The organism is Salinivibrio sp. PR6 (genome assembly GCF_001995955.1).
In the GTDB taxonomy this organism is placed as follows: domain Bacteria; phylum Pseudomonadota; class Gammaproteobacteria; order Enterobacterales; family Vibrionaceae; genus Salinivibrio; species Salinivibrio siamensis.
This window is the reverse complement of record NZ_MUFA01000020.1, coordinates 16,465-34,391: the sequence shown is the minus strand read 5'-3', so window position 1 is coordinate 34,391 and position 17,927 is coordinate 16,465. Positions and strand designations below refer to the sequence as shown.

Here is a 17,927-nt window from a genome sequence, read left to right as displayed (position 1 = left end):
CGGTAGGTTTATCATTGTCTGTAATTCGTTCAGATAGCCGCTGTTTGACACGTAAATTTTATTGGGCAAGAGAAAGCATATACGGCATCATAGTTATGTAGACTAGAGTGCCAGTCAATGGCGAACAAAATGATAACAATGCAATGAAATCTTACTACGATAAGAAGAAATTTAAGCGGCATTTTCCGATGGATTTTTATGGTGAGAGTGAAGGCTGGCAGTTTGCAGTGCGCGCCTTGTCTCCCACGCAAGTCTTATCGGCGAAAAGCTGGGTGGCGCGATTGAGCTGTCGTCGCCGAGACTTTCGGCTCGTTGATTTGGCGATTGACCGCTTCCACTTTTTGAGTGGCGGCGATGAGCAGATGCGTTTCACGGGCGTGGATTTGGGCACTAAAGTGAGTATTCGCCGGCAAGGGCAAATCGTCACTGTCGACGCCCTTAATCACCGCTATGGTGCTTTGACAGCAAACGTCCAGCCGTCAATTTCAACCGCGTGCATAGAGCCTGCGAGCAAGATCGTACTCTCTTAATAGGCGTCTCCTTGGCGGTTTGCATCAGTGCCATACTGAGAAAAAAGGTGGGAACTCATGACGTTTATTGTGATTATCGTGCTTAGCATTCTTGGTGGTTTGTTGGCGGGTGAGCACTTCCATTCTTATCTTCTTGGGCTGGGCGTCGCCAGTACAGCGGTGGGTGCTTGCTATTGGATCACGTTTCGTAGCAGTCATTACCCCCAGTTTGCACTGTTTTTGTTGTTGCTCGGGGTAGTCGCTAAGATTGCGGTGACGGCGGCGGGTGTACTGCTCGGGTTAAAACATGCGTTGATCACCTCGCCTTTGGTCTTTTCGCTTTCGTATTTGTTTTTCTTGTTCGCCTCGACCTATTGCTATTTTCGCTATCGTGAATATTGGCTCACGCGCTTGCGTCATAAAGACTTACAGTAACGGGCTCGGCGGTGTGTAGTGTGATCGTTAACGAGGGATGGTATTGGTGATGTACTCAACGAAGCGATTGACGCTGCGCGCATGGCAAGTGTCCGATTTGACCCCTTTTGCGGCACTCAATCAAGACCCCGATGTCATGCGCTATTTTCCCAGTGTGTTTTCACGCGCCCAAAGCGATGCAATGGCGGCGCATATTCAATCCAAACTGGCGGATAATGGGTTCGGATTTTGGGCGGTAGAACTGACGGAAACACGGGAATTCATTGGCTTTGTGGGGTTAAACCGTCCCACCTTCGATCTCGGCCATCAGCCGTTTGTTGAAATTGGCTGGCGTTTAGCGTCGCCACATTGGGGAAAAGGCTATGCCACTGAAGCGGCACAAAAAGCACTCGCCATCGGCTTTGAGGACGTTGAGCTTCCGGCGATTTATGCGTTTACCACCGAGAGTAACCTGCCCTCACAAGCAGTGATGAAAAAACTCGGGATGACGCCGGCTGCTCCCTTTACCTTTTTGCATCCTCATTTGGCAGCAGATCATCCGCTCGCAACGCATGTCTTATACGCGATATCGAAGCCCAGCTGGCAGGCAAACCATGCTAATTAATCGCCGGTACGATACCCGGTATGGGCAGTATTTAAAGCAACATATTCAGTTTTCAACGCGGCGGTCTTGGGTTCGCCATGATGAACATTATCACGTTGATTTTGCCGTGCCTTGCCAATAAGGGCAGAATAAAAACAAAAAGAAAAGACTGGGAGAAAGTGTGCACAAATTAGCGGATGACTTACACCAAAAACTTTTTAATGAAGAAGATGCGCGTGCCTGTAAAGACATTGATGGCAGTGCGTGCCGTGAGGTTCCGGGCAATTTTTTCCGCATCATCGTTAGCCAAGGACTCACCAAAATTGGCGACGCGGTATCTAACCCGAAAATTGTCTTGCCAGCGCTGCTCACCGCGGTTGGTGCTCCCTTGTCGTTAATTGGCTTATTGGTGCCCATACGAGAGGCGGGCTCGTTAGTGCCTCAGTTGGGTATCGCCGGTTATGTCCGCCAATTTGCGGTACGTAAGTGGGCATGGGTGGCGGGCTCTGTCATTCAAGGGGCGTGTATCCTAGCCATGGCGATCGCTGCGTTACTTTTAACCGGTCAAGTAGCCGGCTGGAGCATTATCGGCTTGCTGGTGGTATTTAGTTTGGCGCGAGGCTTGTGCTCGGTCGCCTCGAAAGATGTGTTAGGGAAAACCATCCCTAAGCCGCAACGAGGGCGCCTGAACGGGTGGTCGTCAAGCTTGGCGGGGGCGGTGACGATTGCCGCCGGTGTCGGATTATTCAGTGTCTCGGATCAGCAGCATGTGTGGGTCTATTGCGCGCTGTTGGCGTTCGGCGCAGTACTTTGGTGGATTGCCGCAGCGGTTTACAGCCAAGTTGATGAATACGAAGGGGCCACAGAAGGCGGTGCCAATGCGCTCACGCATGCGCTTTCTAAACTGCGCTTGTTGGTGGATGATAGACGTCTACGCCACTTTGTGATCACCCGTTCACTGTTACTCTGTTCGGCCCTATCCGCGCCCTATTATGTGCTGTTAGCCAGTCAGCATAGCCAAGCGCTGGCGATCACCACCGCAAGCTTTGTCGCCATTAGCGGTATTGCAAGTTTGTTGTCGGCTCCTTTTTGGGGGCTATTTGCCGATCGATCTAGTCGCCAAGTGATGATAATGGCTGCCGTGGTGACGGCGTTACTGGGGCTGGTGGTCGTGAGTATCAGTCATTGGTATCCCGCGCTGTTTTCTTTGGCGTGGGTACTGCCTGGCGTCTATTTTGTCCTGACCATTGCTCACGAGGGTGTACGCCTTGGCCGTAAAACCTACATCGTGAATATGGCTGAGGGCAATCAGCGCACCGATTATGTCTCAGTTAGCAATACTTTGATTGGCTTCATGCTCTTATTCATGGGCGGCGTCACGGCATGGTTGAGCCAGTGGGGGTTGATGGTGGTGATTGCGGTGTTATCGGCGCTTGGCTTGCTGGGGGCATTGATGGCGCGCGCCTTGCCTGAGGTGGAACGGTAAGCCGATTGTCCAGCAGCAAAAAGGCGCTGAAATATCAGCGCCTTTTTCGTTTGGTTTGACGAATCAAACTTTGAATTGGCTCACCAGACGTTTGAGCTCTTCGCCTGTCTGATTTAAGTCAGTCGCCGCTTGTGCCGAGTCATTACTGGCGTTGAGTAGTTGGCTCACAATGTCGCGAATCGATACCAGATTACGGTGAATGTCTTCGGTCACCGTGGTTTGCTCCGAGGCAGCCGAGGCAATGTAGCTGGTCATGTCATTGATTTGTGTGATTGCATTACTTACTGAATCAATGCCGCTACCAATTTCGTTGGATGCCTCCGAGGTTTGCTGGCAGGTATCGTTGCTTTGCTTCATCCCCTCAACAGCCTGATTGACGTATGACTGAAGTTCATCCAGCATTTCGCGAATTTCGTGAGTGCTCTTTTGCGTACGGCTTGCGAGGGTTCTCACTTCGTCAGCGACCACGGCAAAGCCGCGACCCTGTTCGCCTGCACGTGCGGCCTCAATGGCAGCGTTAAGTGCCAGCAAGTTGGTTTGTTCAGCAATATCGCCAATCACAGAAAGCACACCAGTAATTTTATGGGACTGCTCATTCAGCGAATCCACATGTGTACTCGAGGTATTCATTTGCTCGACCAGCGCTTGCATCGAGGTGATCGAGAACTGAACTTTCTCTTGGGCGTGACGCGCGTCGTCAGTAGCTGCACCAGTGGCATCAGCCACTTGGGTGGCGTTCTGTGACACCTCTTGCGCGGCTGAGCTCATCTGGGTAACAGCGGTGACCACTTGCTCGGTCTCGTTATCGTGAGTCTGTAATTGCGTGGCAACCATCTGGGTTTGCTCGTCAATCGTGCGTGCGGTGTGGCTCACTTTTTCCGTGACATCCACCACGCTGCGGATGGTGGTTTGCAGCTTATCGATAAAGCGGTTGAATGCATCCCCAAGCTGAGCAATTTCGTCACTGCCTTTAATTTTCAGGCGCTGGGTCAGGTCGCCATCACCGTCGGCAATATCATTGAGGTTGTCCAGCATGTCTTTCACCGGTATTGACATCCGTTGGGCAACAAAGGCGACGGCAACGAACGTAATGATCAAAATAAGAATACCCGCAATGACCATGCGCGCAGTTTGTGCCGCTAATGCTTCCTCTGCATTTTCACGGAAATCGGTAACGCGCGCCTCAATATCATCAATGTACGCCCCAGTACCCAACATCCACTGGCCGTTATTGACCATATCGGCATAGCCAATCTTTTCGATCAGTTCATCGGTACCCGGTTTTTGATAGAGGTAGGTGAAGGTGCCATCACCGCTTTGCGCCGCTTCGAGCAGACCCACGATAATTTTGTTGCCCTTGGGATCAGTAAGATTGATCAAGGACCGGCCTTCTAGCTCTGGCTTTAAGGCATGGAATACGTTGTTGCCTTGTTTATCGTAGATGTAAAAGTAGCCAGCCTTACCAAAGGTCACTTCGCGAAGTGCGTCTTTGACATTTTGCGTAGCATCGCCGCCCGCTTGCTGTGCGTTTTTTACTACAGTCGCGGCAATTTCAGTCGCTTCCCGCAGTTGCATTTTTCGCTCATCAATTAATTTGGTTCGAAAAGTGGCAATGTTCTCTTCGACCAGCTCTCGCTCGTAATAGGTAGTGATAAACAACGTAACGAGAATGGATAATACCAAAGGTACGATGGCAAGCACTAAGAGCTTTCCGCGCAGCATTAACTTCAACATACCGGATACCTTGTGTTAATTGTGGTTTCGATTTCGCTAAAGTATGGAAGACATTTTTTCCATTTGCCGCGCAAAAAGCCCTTTTATTTGATGTGGATTGGGAAACATCCTGCAATCTATTATTCCTGTCTACATAAATATACAGCTGTGTTTTTTGTTAAACATTTGATTAGTCGAAAATTAATGGTTAATTTGTTAGGTAGATACTCACTCTTCTGACCTCTTAATAATAACCTTTGATTTGGTGGCGCATTCTATCTTTGCCTGTTTTTCTAGGCTAAATCTGTTCTTTTATAGATAGTAAGTGCTACGGGGGTGGGTGATCATGAGTCCGAGTTGTGGTGGTTTATCCACGGGTTAAAAAGCCGTAAGGTAAAGCAAAGTCAGTGAAATCGAGGGAGTGATGAAACTAAACGCAGACATGGGTGAAAGCTTTGGTGCGTGGACGATGGGGGTGGATAGCGCGCTAATGCCGTGGATTGATATGGCCAATATCGCGTGTGGTTTTCATGCCTCAGATCCTGATGTAATGGCGGCCACGGTGGCACTTGCAGTAAAGCACAATGTGAGTATTGGTGCTCATCCCGGTTACGCCGATAAGCAGGGCTTTGGCCGTCGTCATATTGATCATACCCCAGCACAAATTAGTCACCTCGTTCGCTATCAAATCGGTGCGCTACAAGGGATCTGTGCACGCTTTAATGCGAGCCTTGATTATGTGAAGCCCCATGGTGCGCTGTATAACACCATGATGGTGGACAATGATTGCTTTGAAGCGGTGTTGGTTGCGGTGGCTGATACGCTGCCCAATACACCATTAATGGTGCTGGCACTGCCGGATAACCGTCAGCATCGCCAGCTTGCCCAACAAGTCGGTGTGCCGCTGATTTTTGAGGCCTTTGCTGATAGAGCCTATCTGGCGTCAGGGCAATTAGCGCCGCGCGGTCAACCGGGCGCGGTGTTAGATGACGCTAACGCGATGATTGCGCAAGTGTTGCAGCTATCTCAACATGGCACGGTGACAACCCTTGAGGGGCAAACGCTCACCCTATCGCCGGATACGGTGTGTGTGCATGGCGATAACCCACAATCGGTGGAGGCGATAAAACAACTTAGAAAGGCCTTAACACCATGACACTCAAGGTTGAGCAGGTCAGTGAAACCACGGTAATGATCCGGTTGGGCAATACAATCGATCTTGCCTTAGTCCCACAGTTATCTGCGCTGTGTGAGCGAATCCGCCAACACTTTGGCCGTGGTGTGGTTGAGTTAATTCCCGCCTACACCAGCGTTCTAGTAGAAGTGAATGTTCACTTGCTTCCGCCAGAAAAGTTGAAAACGTGGGTGATGGACCAAGGCGAATCACTGCGAGTCACCGACGACGCCGTGGGCGGAAAACACGTGACATTGCCGGTGTATTATCACCCTTCGGTTGGGCCCGATTTAGCTGCGGTCGCCGAGTTTGCTGGCGTGAGTGAGCAAGAGGTGATTGCGCGACACAGCCAACAAACTTACACCGTCTGTGCGATTGGTTTCGCGCCCGGCTTTGCCTTTCTTGCGTCGGTGGATGAGACGATAGCCATGCCGCGGCATACCACGCCTCGCCATCAGATCCCCGCCGGCAGTGTGGGCATTGCACAACAGCAAACCGCGGTGTATCCGGCGGCGTCGCCCGCAGGCTGGCAAATTATTGGCAACTGTCCCAAGGTGCTATTCAATCCCCGTCAATCGCCCATGATGCCGTTTGATGTAGGTGATACCGTCCGTTTTGAGCCAATGTCAGAGTCTGATTACCGCGCGGTAGGAGGTCAATGGTGGCAGGATTAACGGTGCTCGACCCCGGCGTATTGAGCTTGGTGCAAGACACAGGGCGCTATGGGGTGGGCCAGCTTGGCTTAAGCCAAGGCGGGCCGGTCGATTGCCACGCTTTTGCTTGGGCGAATTATTTACTCGATAACCCCGCGAATACACCGCTTGTCGAAATAACCATGGGTCAGGCACGTTTTCGTGCTGACCATGCCATTTCGATCGCTATCACCGGCGCAGACATGCAACCTTGTATCAATGGTCAGCGCGTAGGTATGTGGCAGACGTTAGCGCTAAATACGGGTGATGAACTGAGTTTACGCTACGCGCGCCGTGGTTTGCGGGCCTATCTCGCGGTGCGTGGCGGGTTGGCGGTCGATGGCGCATTTGGCAGTGCCGCGACGGTGATGCGCAATCAACTCGGCGGCCTGCATTCCGGATTAGGTGAACAGTCGGGAGGCATGGCACTCGCGAAAGGAGAGGTGTTGCCTTGCCGACCGCATGCGCTGTTGCCGAGGGTGCGTGGTGTGCCGACCCGTTTTATTCCTGACTACAATGCCCTGACCCCACTGGCGCTTGTGCCGGGGTATCAATTTGATAGCTTCAGCTCCGAGGCGCTAACGGCGTTTTTTGAGGGCGAATATACAGTCGATCAGCACAGTGATCGTATGGGCGTGCGGCTCAATGGACCGAGCGTCGTGAGCAAGCAACCGGGCATTGTTTCCGAAGGCATTGCGCTCGGGGCCGTGCAAGTGCCCCCGGATGGTCAGCCGATTGTGTTGCTCAACGATCGGCAAACACTCGGTGGTTATCCTAAGCTTGGCTGTTTAGCCCGTGCCAGCTTGAGCATGTTGGCGCAAACGCCACCCGGTCAGGCCGTGCGCTTTTATCCAGCGCGGCTGGCGGATGCATCGGCGCAATGGCAGGAGTTTGTGCAGTTTTTTGACTGGATCTAGCCTGCAGAAAATGGATAGATGAGCCTCTGGAAGACAGAGGCTCATAAACGGATAGGCTTTAACGTGCAAGCGACGGACTAGCGGAAACGGCTGATTTGCTCGAGGGCTTTTTCCATTTGCGCAAAGTCAGGTGACGCGTTTTCTATGGGTCGGTTGGTGTTATCCATGTATTGATATTGCCCTCCTGCACCCACTTCTAAAATAGTGTCGTCGGTGACTAACGCATAGCCGCTGTAGTTTGACGATAACACCCAATCTTGGCCGGGATTTGGCGCAAGTAAGTCATGACCAATTGCGTAGCTGGCTGGATCGGACGTTACGCCTAAATAGTGCTTCATCAGGGTGGGCGCGACATCTTGGTGGCTGGTGAGTTGTTTGCCGGTATCGACCTGTTTTGCCTCGATGCCGGGGCCTATCAGCGCGAACGGCACGTGAATTTGTGGGTCAGTAAAGTTACTGTTATGACCCCAATAATTCAGCTGGTTATCATTCATTTCTTGGCCGTGATCGCCAGTGAGAACCAGCAGAGTATTGTCGAACTCCCCGCTTTGTTTCAGCTCTTCAACCACTTGGGCTACCAAACTATCAACGTAACGCACGCTGGTCTTGTAGCGATTGAAAAACGGCGTCGGATCTGTCTCGTTATTTAGCTTGAGATAGTTAACTTCGTCCAACATCGGCTGATACTTGGGCGTAAAGTTCGCAGGAAAATCATAGCCATGTGGCGCATCGTAAAACAAAAACGAGAAAGTGGGACGATTGGGGTCACGCTTTTGGTGCCAACGGATCCAATCTTGGGTTAGATCTGCGTCTAGCTCGGCGGGAGAGTCGCCCTCAGAGCCGTTACGTAAATCGGACACCTTGGCAAACACGGTTTGGTTGAATTCCGGCTTTTCCAATTGCGCGGCGGTAAATATACCCAATTGATAATCGAGCGCCTGCAGGCGGTCTATCAGTACCGGTGATTGCTGATTGGCAAGAAAACTGTGCCAATAGGTGCCAGGCATGCCATAAAACAGGCCAAAAATGCCGGTACGGGTGGCGTTCCCCGTCGCAAGGTGATGTGAATAGGTACGGCCATTTTGTGCCAGTGCCCAAAGGTGAGGGGTGTTGTCGGCGTTGAAGGTATCCGCGCGCCATGAGTCAACCACCAGAAACATGATATTCACCGGTTGTTCAACATGGATGGTTTCTAAGGGTGAAAGCGGGTAGTTAAGGTCGGCTTCGCGATCTACATCCATCGCCTTTTGGCGCGCTAGAGCTTGTTCATCAATCCAGCCGTTTTTGCGCATCATACTGTTGGCGGTGGCTGGATAGAAAAGTGGCAAATAACGTTTTACCGTTGTCACGGGTTGGTACGCATAGGCCGCAGCCCAGATATGAATCCCGTGGGTGGCGAGCAAGGTGAGAAACGTGAGCAGCGCAAACTTTTTGCCGACTTTGTGCTGGTGGGAAAACCGTGTCCGCGACAACGCAGCCAGTAGCGCCCATTGCGCGGCGAGGCAGGCAATCACGCCACCTATCACCATCAGCCAAGTGATCAGCGGGAAGCTGACAATCTGCCCAGCGAGGATCAGATCTAACACCATGGCATTAATATGGAATCGGTACTGGGCAAACACGATGGTATCGATGAAAAGCGTGATCACACCCACCGAGGCAATCAAGGCGAGCAACGGTTGGCGCACCTTGGTTGGCAGCAATAGCAGTGGCAGTGTTATCAAGCCAACAATGGCGGCAAGTAAGGCCATTTGGCTAAAGGTACTGACCACGATAAAGGTGATGCCAAGTGGCTCAGTGGGAAAGCTAGGTAGAAACGCAAAGTAGCGGCTGGCTATTGCCATTAACACAAGGGCGTTAATGGCGATGAACCAGCTGTGTGTTTGAAGTCGCGATTTAAAAGACATGATTTCTCATCACAGTTAAGTTAATCAATCGGCAACATAATGGACGCGTTGCCGGGTTGTATGACGACGTGTGTTATTGAATCAATTGGACACCAAAGTGATGCCATAAGATGGTAAGCCAGACTACACCTGCTAAAAGCAAACTGACAAACACCGCCGCAGAGCCGATGTCCTTTGCTCTGCCGCTGAGCTCATGGCGCTCTTCACCCACTCTGTCGACCACGGCTTCAATGGCGGAGTTAAGCAGCTCGACGATGATGACTAACACAATGACACTGAACATTATCAGAGAATCAGTCAACGGTAATTGCAGCCAAAGTAATACGGCTAACGCCGCTGCCAATAATACAACTTCTTGACGGATCGCCGCTTCATGGTGATATGCCGCTTTTAATCCAGCCCAAGAATAGCCAGTGGCTTTAATGATACGTATCAGCCCTCGCGGCTTTTCTGAGGGGGATGTATTAGCGCCCATAAATACATTCTCGTAACAATTTGATCGATAGGGTGGCATTTTACATTTAACCGAGCCAACTGCATAATCGGCGCGATAACTTAATTGGAATTTGTTATGCCTCTGTTTACCCACGCCCCACGCTCCCTGTGTTTTTTGCGCCTATCTGCGATTGGCGATGTCTGTCACGCGGTCGCGGCGATCCAAGCCGTGCAGCGTCATTGGCCGCAGACGCAGATCACTTGGGTGGTTGGTAAAATCGAAGCCCAGCTTTTAGCCGGGCTGGAAGGGGTGGAGCTGGTGGTGTTCGATAAAAAAGCGGGCTTGGCAGGTATGCGTCACGTCTGGCGGCAGCTGAAAGGGCGCCGGTTTGATGCGTTAGTGCATATGCAGCTTGCTTTTCGCGCTAGCTTATTGACTGTGGGGATCGGCGCGCGCTATCGAGTGGGGTTTCATCGCCACCGAGCGAAAGAGGGACAGTGGCTGTTTACCAATAAACGGATCCTCGATACCCAATCTTGCCATGTGTTAGATAGCTTTTTCGCCTTCACTCAATATTTGGGCGTGCCGGTTACGCCGCCGCAGTGGAATTTACCACTTTCTGAAGACGATCATGCCTTTGCTGAAGCGCAACTCGGTGATAAGCCTACTATCGTGATCAGTCCCGCCGCGAGCAAAGATGAGCGCAACTGGCTACCAGAGCGTTATGCCGAATTTGCCGACTACGCGGTCGGTAAAGGTTATCAGATGGTACTCTGTGGTTCACCGGCTGCGCGTGAAAAAACGCTGGCTGCGCGCATTATTGCCGCCGCTAACGCGCCACTGGTTAACTTGGTGGGACAAACAAGCCTTAAGCAATTGGCTGCGGTGCTCGCACGCGCCGATGCGGTGCTGGCCCCCGATTCTGGCCCCGCGCACATGGCGACCACCCAAGGCACGCCTGTCTTAGGCCTTTATGGCCATAGCAACCCGAAGCGGACCGGCCCTTACAACAATCTTGAGGATGTGGTCAGTGTTTATGAAACCTTTGCTGAACAGCAACATGGCAAGCCCGTTGAGCAATTAGCATGGAGCACGCGGGTGAAAGGCGATCATGTGATGGCCACCATTGGCACTCAGCAGGTGATCGACGCGTTTGAAACCATGATGGCGAAGCAATAAAAAAGGCCCCGCGGGGCCTTTGTGGTATCGATGCCAATATTAGCTGGCGAGTTGGCGCAGCACATAGTGGAGAATGCCGCCGTGGCGGTAGTAATCCCACTCGACGGCGGTGTCGATGCGGACGTTGACGTCAAACTCAATGGTTTTATCATCCCGAACCGCACGCACCTTGAGGGTAGAGGGTTCGCCGCTGATCTCCTCAAAATCGAACGTTTCCGTGCCATCCAACTCGAGTGACTCGACGGAATCGCCGTCTTTAAATTGTAACGGCAACACACCAAAGCCCACTAAGTTAGAGCGGTGAATACGTTCAAAGCTTTCAGCAATGACTGCTTTAATCCCCAGCAGGTTAGTGCCTTTGGCTGCCCAGTCACGGCTCGACCCTGTCCCGTACTCTTTGCCGGCCAAGACCACCAATGGGGTGCCATCTTGTTGATAGCGTTGGGCCGCCTCATAGATGCTCATTTGCTCATTGGTGGGCAAATAGGTCGTCATGCCGCCCTCGGTGCCCGGTGCCATATGGTTTTTTAAACGCACGTTGGCAAAGGTGCCGCGCACCATGACTTCGTGGTTACCACGGCGGGAGCCATAGCTGTTGAAATCTTTCGGCTCAACCCCTTTGGATTTCAAATACTCGCCCGCTGGACTATCCGGTTTAATCGCCCCTGCAGGTGAGATATGGTCAGTCGTAATAGAGTCGCCCACTTTCACCACACAGCGTGCGCCCTTGATGGGTTTCATCTCGGGGAGCGCCATGGTCATGCCATCAAAGTACGTTGGTTTTTTAACGTAGGTGGAGTCAGGCCATGAGTAAATCTCATCTTCAGGGACTGGCAGTTTCCGCCAAGCGTCTGTACCGGCAAATACATCCGAATATTTGTCTTGGTACAGCCCCTCCGTCATCGCTGATTGGATGGTTTGCGCGACTTCCTGTGGCGTTGGCCAGATGTCTCTGAGGTAGACCGGCTTGCCGCTTTCATCTTGTCCTAATGGCTCCTTAAGGACATCCACATTCATATTACCTGCCAGTGCGTAGGCCACGACAAGTGGTGGTGAGGCTAAATAGTTGGCTTTCACATCTTGGTGAATACGGCCTTCAAAGTTACGGTTACCGGACAGTACGCTAGTCACCAATAAGTCGCCGGCGCGAATGGCTTCAGTGATAGGCTCTGGTAATGGCCCTGAGTTACCAATACAGGTAGTGCAGCCAAAGCCGACGATGTTAAAGCCAAGCTCAGCCAGAGGCTCGAGTAACCCCACATTCTCTAAATAGGCAGGGACAACTTGTGATCCTGGCGCAAGCGAGGTTTTCACCCACGGTTTTGTTTTTAAGCCAAGCTCGCGTGCTTTTTTTGCCACCAGCCCAGCGGCAACAAGTACGGCCGGGTTTGAGGTGTTGGTGCAGGAAGTGATTGCCGCGATGACGACGGCGCCGTTTTCAAGCGTAAACGTCTCTCCCTTATACTTAACTTGAGTATCACCTTGTTCGCGCACACTGGGATTATCGACCGCAGTTTGTCCACCTTCACTGGCAAAACTGGCGATCAAGTTATTTGCTGCCGCTTGTTCTTTTTCCAACAGCTGATCGAATTGGGTTTTGGCATCGGTTAATGCAATTCTATCCTGTGGACGTTTGGGACCCGCCAGGCTTGGTACCACATCACCCAGATCGAGATGGAGCGTGTCACTATAATCAGCAACGGGTGCATCGTCATCACGCCACAAGCCTTGTGCTTTAGCGTAGGTTTCGACCAGCGTGATTTGCTCATCGGTGCGTCCTGTCAGGCGCATGTAGCTAAGCGTTTCTTCATCAATCGGGAAGATGCCACAGGTTGCACCATACTCTGGCGCCATATTGGCAATGGTTGCGCGGTCAGCCAGCGGCAATTTAGCGAGGCCCGGGCCATAAAACTCAACAAATTTACCCACCACGCCGCGCTCACGTAGCATTTGGGTGACGGTAAGTACGAGATCTGTTGCCGTGGCAGACGCAGGCAGCTCACCTTTGAGCTCAAAACCGACCACTTCAGGAATTAGCATGGTAATAGGCTGGCCGAGCATCGCCGCTTCCGCTTCGATACCGCCTACCCCCCAACCCAGCACACCCAAGCCGTTAATCATGGTGGTGTGCGAGTCAGTGCCCACGAGCGTGTCTGGCATGGCTAACTTGTTGTCGCCGTGCTCTTCCACCAATACACCGGGTGCTAAAAACTCGAGGTTCACTTGGTGTACGATCCCAGTGCCAGGTGGTACGACGCGGAAATTGGAGAAGGCTTGTTGACCCCAGCGCAAAAATTGGTAGCGCTCGCTGTTGCGCTCGAACTCAATCTCAGTGTTTTTCTGCAAGGAATCAGGGTTGCCATAATCATCGACCATCACTGAGTGGTCAATGACAAGATCAACCGCACCAAGCGGGTTGATTTTAGCTGGGTCACCTTTAAGCTCTCGCATCGCGGCACGCATGGCTGCTAGATCCACCACGGCAGGTACGCCGGTGAAGTCTTGAAGTACGACGCGAGCGGGGGTGAAGTTCACCTGATCTTGTCCTGCTTTATCAGCTTGCCACTGGCAAAGTGTGCGAATGTCATCGGCAGAAACATTCTTACCATCTTCTTTGCGTAGTAAGTTCTCTAGCAGGACTTTTAGGCAGTAAGGTAATCGATGAATGTTGAACGTCTCAGACAGTGCGTCCAATCGGTAGTAGTCGTAGGTTTCACCATTGACGTGTAGGGTTCGTCGGGTATTGAAACTATCTGGATGTTGAGATGGGTTGCTCACGGATGCCTCCCCTTGTCCGTTATTGTGAATAAGAGAGGCGACCTTACCTCGAAGGCCGTCGCCTCGCTCGGGGGATTGCTTGATTTTACCGCACTATTGTAAATGGGGTTTTGATGAAGTTAAAGCATCGTTATCACGGTATTTCCAATCACTTCCATCGGCTGTACCTTACTGCGTCAGGGTAGGGACTGTCTTCCTCTCGGTGATGGTGTTGATTGCCCGACATGATGGACAAGCCCTCGCGGACGTCCTTCACGGTCAAAAAAGACATTGGGGCGATGTTTGCCTAGTAGTCGTGCCCACAAGCCCTTTACGGCAGTGATAACCATCAGGCGCAATGGAAATCGTGCGTGAACCTTGTTTACTGTAGGCGTTGAGCGAGCATCTTGGCCTTGCACATACCAGCGAACCGGGCCGATCTCTTCTTCATTATCTCCTTCAATGTGATAGCAAGCACTCACCACGCCAACAAAAGGAATATCGGCATTAATCGTATTGGCGATAGGCGTTTGGCAACAACGAGTATACCAGCGGTATAGGCCTCGCTCGCCCAACCTTAAACAGGTTAATTGATCTCGGCCGCGATAAATACGGAGCTGCGCTGGCGTAATTTGTAGCACTTCTGTGCCGCCGCCTGGCTCGAGTTCAGTGTGGTAGCCCAGTGTTTGCGCATAGGTCTGACAATCACTGCAAAAGCACACACAGCGTTGGCTTTGTTGTGCGTCAATGATCTCTCCTGTCATCTGCCCACATGAACACTGAATGGCAAGACGAGCCATATTATTTCCCCCAAGCTGCAGAGCGTGTCTTAACAGTATAGCGCGAATTGTGAGTTCAGACGGTTGCGATAAACGGATAGACACAGCCACAAAAGGGCGGAACCTTATCTATAACATCCTGTTTTATCACTCATGGCAACTTTTCGTGACAGAAAAGTGGCGAGGTGGTGATTTAAAATGTTGCTAATAGTTTTTATGTTGGTGATTAATGCTGATGTTTAATATTTGTTAACTTTCGGGTTGGAGGTTTTCAATAGCTTAAGGGTTATCAATAGCGGATAATTCTGATTGATGTTTTTATGGTCGACAAATCTAGGGTTGAAACTGGAAATAACAGGGGATTTAGTTAAATATAACATGTAACGCATTTGTTAATCTTGTATCTGGCAACGGCCCTGGCATCAATGCGTGCGTCGGTACAGATAAAAGGAGAAAGCCATGAATACGTCTTCACTACTCATGCAGCTCAATCAACTGGACGATAATCACATCAAGCAGCTTCAACCCTCGTTTGGTAATCTTCCAGGCACTTCACATGCTGATGGCGGCTATCGACTTCGCCGTTACTCGGTGGTTCATGTTTTCAATGGGGGCGTCGAAAAGCTACCACCGCGACCGTTTATGCAAACCTCGGACATTAACGAGTTCCAAGGTGACGTAGCGAGAACATTTGAAGATATTGAATCAGAAACCGTGCAAAAGCCCGGCTTTCATGCCATGTGTCGCACGTTCCGCGATGTGTATCAATTAAGTGACGATAACGATATTGAAATCCACCAAATTCGTATTCAGGCGGATAATCAGTCGGTGCAAGTCGCCCCAGAAGGCGTTCACCAAGACGGCTTTGATCATATCGCCATTGTCAGTATTGGCCGCGATAATATTGAGGGCGGTGACTTTCAGGTATTTAGTCATAAAACCAGCGCACCGCTGTTTAGCCTGCCGCTGGAACCGGGACAAATGGCGGCACTTGATGACCGTACACTATGGCATTACGCTGAGCCGATTACGCCCGTGGATAACCAGAAACCGGGCACGATGGATGTATTTGTACTCACAGCAACAAGGAAGTAACGATGACACCGGCAGGTTTTTCACCCCATGCTGTTCGGGGCCACTTTCCCGCACTCGCGCAAATCATTGAAGGCAAACCCGTCGCATTTTTCGATGGGCCTGGGGGCGCGCAAGTGCCCCGCGCGGTGCTTGACGCTATGGTGGATTATTTAGGGCACTACAATGCCAATCTGGGCGGCCAGTTTTTCTCTGGTCGTTATACCACCGAGCTTATGCAGCGCGCACGTGATGTGGCAGCCACCTTTGTGAATGCCGCATCGTCAGAAAGCATGGTATTCGGTCCGAATATGACCACCTTGACCTTCTCTTTGAGTCGGGCGATCAGTCGCGACTGGCAGGCGGGAGATGAAGTGATTGTTTCGGCACTCGATCACTATTCAAATGTATCTAGCTGGCAACAAGCGGCGCACGACAAAGGCGCGATCGTGAAACAGGTACGTGTTGATGAGTCGACGTATTCTATCGATATGACCCACCTTGCCAGCCTAGTAACCGACAAAACTAAGTTGATTGCGGTGACACTCGCCTCTAACACCACAGGCAGTCTGGTGGATGTGGAAAAAGTGGTAGAGATGGCGAAACAAGTGGGCGCCAAAGTGTTTGTGGATGCGGTGCATTATGCGCCCCATCACTTAGTAGATGTGCAAGCACTCGGGTGCGATTTCCTTGCCTGTTCGGCGTATAAGTTTTTTGGACCCCATGTTGGTTTTGTCTATGTCGCGCCTGAGTGGGTACAGACGTTAAAACCTTACAAAGTGGAACCTGCGACTAATCAAGGCCCCGGCCGATTTGAAACAGGCACCCAAAGCTTTGAGGCCATCGCGGGGTTTATCGCCGCAGTCGAGTATCTCGCACAATGGGGTGATCCGACGTCGTCACTACGAGAAAGGCTAGCGGCAAGCTATGCGCAGTATCAAGCGCATGAGCAAGCACTGTCAGCACATTTTATCCAGTTGATGCGCGCTTATCCCAAAGTACGTATTTATGGTATTACCGACGATAATCAGCTCGATAAACGCACGCCAACGTTTGCGATCCGCATAGAGGGAGCAGAACCTGCTGAGGTTGCTCAAGCACTTGGCGAGCAAAATTTGTGTGTCTGGAATGGACACTTCTACGCCCAAGGCTTGTGTGAGCAGCTTGATATCTTAGATAAAGGCGGTGTGATCCGCATCGGTATGATGCATTACAACACAATTGATGAAATTGACCGGCTTCACCAAGCCTTATTGCCATTTATTAGCGATTAAACGTCTCTTCTATTCTGAGCGGCCATCCTGGCCGCTTTTTTATATTGGTTGGTTAGTGTCAGCGACCTTTATTTCGTTGTAAGAAAAATGTGAAACGTTAGCTGGCGCATAGGCGAAAACGAAACAGAGCGTTAAGATAACCGTCGTTTAACTGCCCAAGAAACCATTCAAAAAGAAAACAAGGCGAGAGAGATGACTGAAGAACAATACGCCTTTTGGCACCAGTACCTTGCGACCCTGCCAACTCACCAGCGGCCAAGTGACGATATGGTGGTAGTCGATACGTTAAGCCACCATACCGTCAGAGCCAATGAAGTCGCGACCTTGGTGAGTTTGAATAAAAAGAAAGCGCACTGCCGGTTGCGTAGTTCTTTGGAAGAGAAAAATGCGGTGATCCCGCAAAAAGGACATTATAAGATTGTCCTTAATGGTCACCAGCGACCCGTTTGCATCGTCAAAACCACACAGGTGAGCTATTGCCCGTTTAACCAAGTCAGCGCTGAATTTGCCGCACGAGAAGGCGAGGGAGATGGTTCGTACCAATGTTGGCACGAAGCGCATTGGGGTTACTTCTCCCAGTACGCTAAAACACACGGCCTGCATTTTGATGAGCACTCGGATGTGGTGCTTGAAGAGTTTGAAAAGGTCTACCCGCTCTAAATATAAAAGCCGCGCCCAGCGGCTTTTTCGATGACGGCCATCAGAGCGATAGGTTTACTCACCGATATCCAAATTAATCTCATCGGTCCATGGCATGTCTGGCAGGGTGTCTAAGTTGGCTTCATAGCGGGACAGGGTAAATTGCCCGTTGTGATGGCTAACATCATAGATCTCAACCATTAACGCACAGGCAATGTACTCGATAGCTTCGTCGCGTGAATAGCCGGTCATACGCAGGCGCATCAAGGTTTCTGCTACCTTTTTAGGGTCTTGGTCGGCGATCTGGTTCTCAACCACTTCAATCAAGTTAGCGATACTGGTACTGGTTTCATCTTGCATATTATTACTCATTGAT

At 51.2% G+C, this 17,927-nt stretch carries 17 protein-coding genes; 11 read left to right on the top strand and 6 right to left on the bottom strand.

Annotated elements, in window-relative coordinates:
• The first annotated feature begins 143 nt into the window (after nucleotides 1-143).
• The 4 genes from BZG72_RS13660 (at nucleotide 144) to BZG72_RS13645 (ending at nucleotide 3,013) form a co-directional block, all read left to right on the top strand.
• The gene (locus tag BZG72_RS13660; RefSeq protein ID WP_052708091.1) at nucleotides 144-530 is read left to right on the top strand and encodes a hypothetical protein; all 387 of its coding nucleotides are present in this window, start codon (nucleotides 144-146) and stop codon (nucleotides 528-530) included.
• A 57-nt stretch (nucleotides 531-587) separates the two neighbouring features.
• Nucleotides 588-944: a hypothetical protein gene (locus tag BZG72_RS13655; RefSeq protein ID WP_046075510.1), complete on the top strand. Its 357-nt coding sequence runs from the start codon at nucleotides 588-590 to the stop codon at nucleotides 942-944.
• 49 nt (nucleotides 945-993) lie between these two features.
• Nucleotides 994-1,548 (top strand): GNAT family N-acetyltransferase, encoded by a 555-nt coding sequence (locus BZG72_RS13650; protein WP_198930074.1) that lies wholly within the window; start codon nucleotides 994-996, stop codon nucleotides 1,546-1,548.
• 160 nt (nucleotides 1,549-1,708) lie between these two features.
• Nucleotides 1,709-3,013: an MFS transporter gene (locus tag BZG72_RS13645; protein WP_077667040.1), complete on the top strand. Its 1,305-nt coding sequence runs from the start codon at nucleotides 1,709-1,711 to the stop codon at nucleotides 3,011-3,013.
• A gap of 63 nt (nucleotides 3,014-3,076) precedes the next feature.
• On the opposite strand, the gene BZG72_RS13640 is transcribed toward BZG72_RS13645, so the two are convergent.
• Nucleotides 3,077-4,747, bottom strand: coding sequence for a methyl-accepting chemotaxis protein (locus BZG72_RS13640; RefSeq protein WP_077667039.1), 1,671 nt, complete (start codon nucleotides 4,745-4,747; stop codon nucleotides 3,077-3,079).
• Between the two features lie 403 nt (nucleotides 4,748-5,150).
• Here BZG72_RS13640 and BZG72_RS13635 point away from each other — a divergent pair, with 403 nt between their 5' ends.
• From BZG72_RS13635 to BZG72_RS13625, 3 genes are read left to right on the top strand one after another with little or no spacing between them, the layout of a single operon-like run.
• Nucleotides 5,151-5,882, top strand: a complete 732-nt coding sequence (locus BZG72_RS13635) for a 5-oxoprolinase subunit PxpA (protein WP_077667038.1) — start codon at nucleotides 5,151-5,153, stop codon at nucleotides 5,880-5,882.
• Nucleotides 5,879-6,574: a 5-oxoprolinase subunit PxpB gene (gene pxpB, locus BZG72_RS13630; protein WP_077667037.1), complete on the top strand. Its 696-nt coding sequence runs from the start codon at nucleotides 5,879-5,881 to the stop codon at nucleotides 6,572-6,574. The genes BZG72_RS13635 and pxpB overlap by 4 nt, the downstream gene beginning before the upstream one ends.
• Nucleotides 6,559-7,509 carry a biotin-dependent carboxyltransferase family protein gene (locus BZG72_RS13625; RefSeq protein ID WP_077667036.1) on the top strand — a complete coding sequence of 317 codons (951 nt, stop codon included), beginning with the start codon at nucleotides 6,559-6,561 and terminating at the stop codon, nucleotides 7,507-7,509. The genes pxpB and BZG72_RS13625 overlap by 16 nt, the downstream gene beginning before the upstream one ends.
• Before the next feature lie 77 nt (nucleotides 7,510-7,586).
• Here the strand turns inward: BZG72_RS13625 and BZG72_RS13620 are convergent, their stop codons facing one another.
• Nucleotides 7,587-9,416, bottom strand: a complete 1,830-nt coding sequence (locus tag BZG72_RS13620) for a DUF3413 domain-containing protein (protein ID WP_077667035.1) — start codon at nucleotides 9,414-9,416, stop codon at nucleotides 7,587-7,589.
• A gap of 73 nt (nucleotides 9,417-9,489) precedes the next feature.
• Nucleotides 9,490-9,891, bottom strand: coding sequence for a diacylglycerol kinase (locus BZG72_RS13615; protein ID WP_077667034.1), 402 nt, complete (start codon nucleotides 9,889-9,891; stop codon nucleotides 9,490-9,492).
• A 96-nt stretch (nucleotides 9,892-9,987) separates the two neighbouring features.
• Between BZG72_RS13615 and BZG72_RS13610 the strand changes: the two genes are divergently transcribed.
• Nucleotides 9,988-11,031, top strand: a complete 1,044-nt coding sequence (locus BZG72_RS13610; protein ID WP_077667033.1) for a glycosyltransferase family 9 protein — start codon at nucleotides 9,988-9,990, stop codon at nucleotides 11,029-11,031.
• 39 nt (nucleotides 11,032-11,070) lie between these two features.
• Here BZG72_RS13610 and acnA read toward each other — a convergent pair whose 3' ends face one another.
• Nucleotides 11,071-13,809: an aconitate hydratase AcnA gene (gene acnA, locus BZG72_RS13605; protein WP_077579479.1), complete on the bottom strand. Its 2,739-nt coding sequence runs from the start codon at nucleotides 13,807-13,809 to the stop codon at nucleotides 11,071-11,073.
• 176 nt (nucleotides 13,810-13,985) lie between these two features.
• Nucleotides 13,986-14,588 carry a DUF6151 family protein gene (locus tag BZG72_RS13600; protein WP_077579480.1) on the bottom strand — a complete coding sequence of 201 codons (603 nt, stop codon included), beginning with the start codon at nucleotides 14,586-14,588 and terminating at the stop codon, nucleotides 13,986-13,988.
• A 438-nt stretch (nucleotides 14,589-15,026) separates the two neighbouring features.
• On the opposite strand from BZG72_RS13600, the gene BZG72_RS13595 reads away from it, so the two are divergent.
• The 3 genes from BZG72_RS13595 to BZG72_RS13585 all read left to right on the top strand — a co-directional run bounded on the left by BZG72_RS13595 (nucleotide 15,027) and on the right by BZG72_RS13585 (nucleotide 17,572).
• Nucleotides 15,027-15,662 carry a 2OG-Fe dioxygenase family protein gene (locus BZG72_RS13595; RefSeq protein WP_077579481.1) on the top strand — a complete coding sequence of 212 codons (636 nt, stop codon included), beginning with the start codon at nucleotides 15,027-15,029 and terminating at the stop codon, nucleotides 15,660-15,662.
• Between the two features lie 2 nt (nucleotides 15,663-15,664).
• The gene (locus BZG72_RS13590; protein WP_077667031.1) at nucleotides 15,665-16,912 is read left to right on the top strand and encodes a cysteine desulfurase-like protein; all 1,248 of its coding nucleotides are present in this window, start codon (nucleotides 15,665-15,667) and stop codon (nucleotides 16,910-16,912) included.
• Between the two features lie 192 nt (nucleotides 16,913-17,104).
• Nucleotides 17,105-17,572: an ASCH domain-containing protein gene (locus BZG72_RS13585; protein ID WP_046075497.1), complete on the top strand. Its 468-nt coding sequence runs from the start codon at nucleotides 17,105-17,107 to the stop codon at nucleotides 17,570-17,572.
• A 54-nt stretch (nucleotides 17,573-17,626) separates the two neighbouring features.
• On the opposite strand, the gene BZG72_RS13580 is transcribed toward BZG72_RS13585, so the two are convergent.
• A complete protein-coding gene (locus BZG72_RS13580; protein WP_077667030.1) occupies nucleotides 17,627-17,911 on the bottom strand; it encodes a hypothetical protein in 285 nt (94 codons plus the stop codon).
• Between the last annotated feature and the right edge of the window lie 16 nt (nucleotides 17,912-17,927).